The organism is Escherichia sp. Lx600-2 (genome assembly GCF_036662595.1).
GTDB classification, from domain to species: domain Bacteria; phylum Pseudomonadota; class Gammaproteobacteria; order Enterobacterales; family Enterobacteriaceae; genus Escherichia; species Escherichia coli.
Window position 1 is genome coordinate 1 of the sequence record NZ_JAYQWM010000219.1, and the last position, 1,507, is coordinate 1,507.

Here is a 1,507-nt window from a genome sequence, read left to right on the forward strand (position 1 = left end):
ATCGGTGGAGCTGCATGACAAAGTCATCGGGCATTATCTGAACATAAAACACTATCAATAAGTTGGAGTCATTACCGGGACGTATTACTCCATTCTGGATAGCGACGGCGATAAAAAACACGGTGATGATACTGATGACCGTTACGGCGCACGCGTTCGCTTTAAATACTTCTTCTGATGAAGGCGCGGTGCTGGATATTTTCCGGCACCGCAACTCATTAAGGCAGGTAAAACACTTCTTGCAGCTCGCTACTCACCGGGCTGTTATCCGGGTTAGCTGGCATAACGTCGGTCATATATTTCCACCAACGTTGGCAGATTTCAGTGCTGGCTACCGCATTCCACCGTTCTTCAGATTCAATCTCTACCATGGCAAACAGCAGATTACGCGCTTTGTCGAGGTAAATGGCGTAGTTATGCGCACCGTGAGATTTCAACACTGCTTCCAGTTCCGGCCAGATGGGGTTATGCCGACGCTGATACTCTTCGTGGGCGTCGGGGTTAACCTGCATGACAAAGGCTTTGCGGATCATGTTTGCTCCTTACAGCGCCAGCGCACTGGCTAGTGGTGTAACGCCGAAGCGCTTGCCGAGCGCTATCAACTCTTCACGGCTGATGGTCTGTTTCATGCCGCCCATCGAATAAATCTTCACTAATACTTGTGCTGATTTTTCTGCGGTGTCGATTAAACCGAATGTTTCATCCAGCGTCGGTCCGGAACCGAACACACCGTGGAAGGGCCACAACACCAGCGAATGTTTCTGCATCTCTTGTGCGGTCGCCTGGCCGATTTCGTCCGTGCCGGGCACCATCCACGGCAGAATGCCAACGCCATCCGGGAATACCACCAGACACTCGGTGCTGCCTTCCCACAGTTGGCGAGTAAAGACCGCGGTGTCGTTTTCCAGTACATAGGTGAGGGCGATCAGGTTGGTGGCGTGGCAGTGCATGATCACCCGATCTTTACCGTTGGTGGCTTTAATGCGCTCGCAGTGGGAGAGAAAGTGAGCCGGAAGTTCAGAAGTTGGAACGGCTTCGTTGGTTAACCCCCAGAGAATATGGTAGCCCGCGCCGTCGCTGTCGACTTTTACGACGCCTAAGTTAGCTGCAGGATCAAGCTGGACGTTACGGAAGAATTTGCCGGAGCCGGTGACAATAAACGGCGTATTTGCCAGTAAAGGCATGGGCTGGCTGAGCGGAATATAGCGCGGTTGTGGGTGGAAGTTGTCGTGATAAAGCGCGATATCGGCGTCATCCAGGCGCAGCGTCAGGTTGCCGCCGTTGCGCTCGTCCCAGCCTTTCAGCCAGGCATCGGTGGTGGCTTTGATCATTCCCTGGACAAACCAGGACTGGGTAATGTTTTGCATGTTCTGTGTTCCTGTAAATTCGGTGTTGTCGGATGCACGACCCGTAGGCCGGATAAGGCGCTCGTGCCGCATCCGGCAATCAATGCCTGATGCGACGCTGTCGCGTCTTATCAGGCCTACAACTATTGCCGACCTGTAGG

At 53.3% G+C, this 1,507-nt stretch carries 3 protein-coding genes and 1 pseudogene; 2 read left to right on the forward strand and 2 right to left on the reverse strand.

What is annotated here, in order from left to right; genetic code table 11:
- Positions 1–61 (forward strand): IS1 family transposase (locus OQV04_RS25395; protein WP_071528444.1); only part of this gene is annotated, 61 nt, incomplete at its 5' end.
- A 6-nt stretch (positions 62–67) separates the two neighbouring features.
- Positions 68–178 (forward strand): annotated as a pseudogene (locus tag OQV04_RS24555) (hypothetical protein); the annotation flags it as partial.
- Between the two features lie 40 nt (positions 179–218).
- Here OQV04_RS24555 and rhaM read toward each other — a convergent pair.
- Both rhaM and rhaD read right to left on the reverse strand, forming a co-directional pair.
- Entirely contained in the window at positions 219–533 is a 315-nt protein-coding gene (gene rhaM / locus OQV04_RS24560) for an L-rhamnose mutarotase (protein WP_000619496.1), read from the reverse strand.
- 9 nt (positions 534–542) lie between these two features.
- Positions 543–1,367 (reverse strand): rhamnulose-1-phosphate aldolase, encoded by an 825-nt coding sequence (gene rhaD / locus OQV04_RS24565; protein WP_032281935.1) that lies wholly within the window; start codon positions 1,365–1,367, stop codon positions 543–545.
- Positions 1,368–1,507 lie beyond the last annotated feature (140 nt).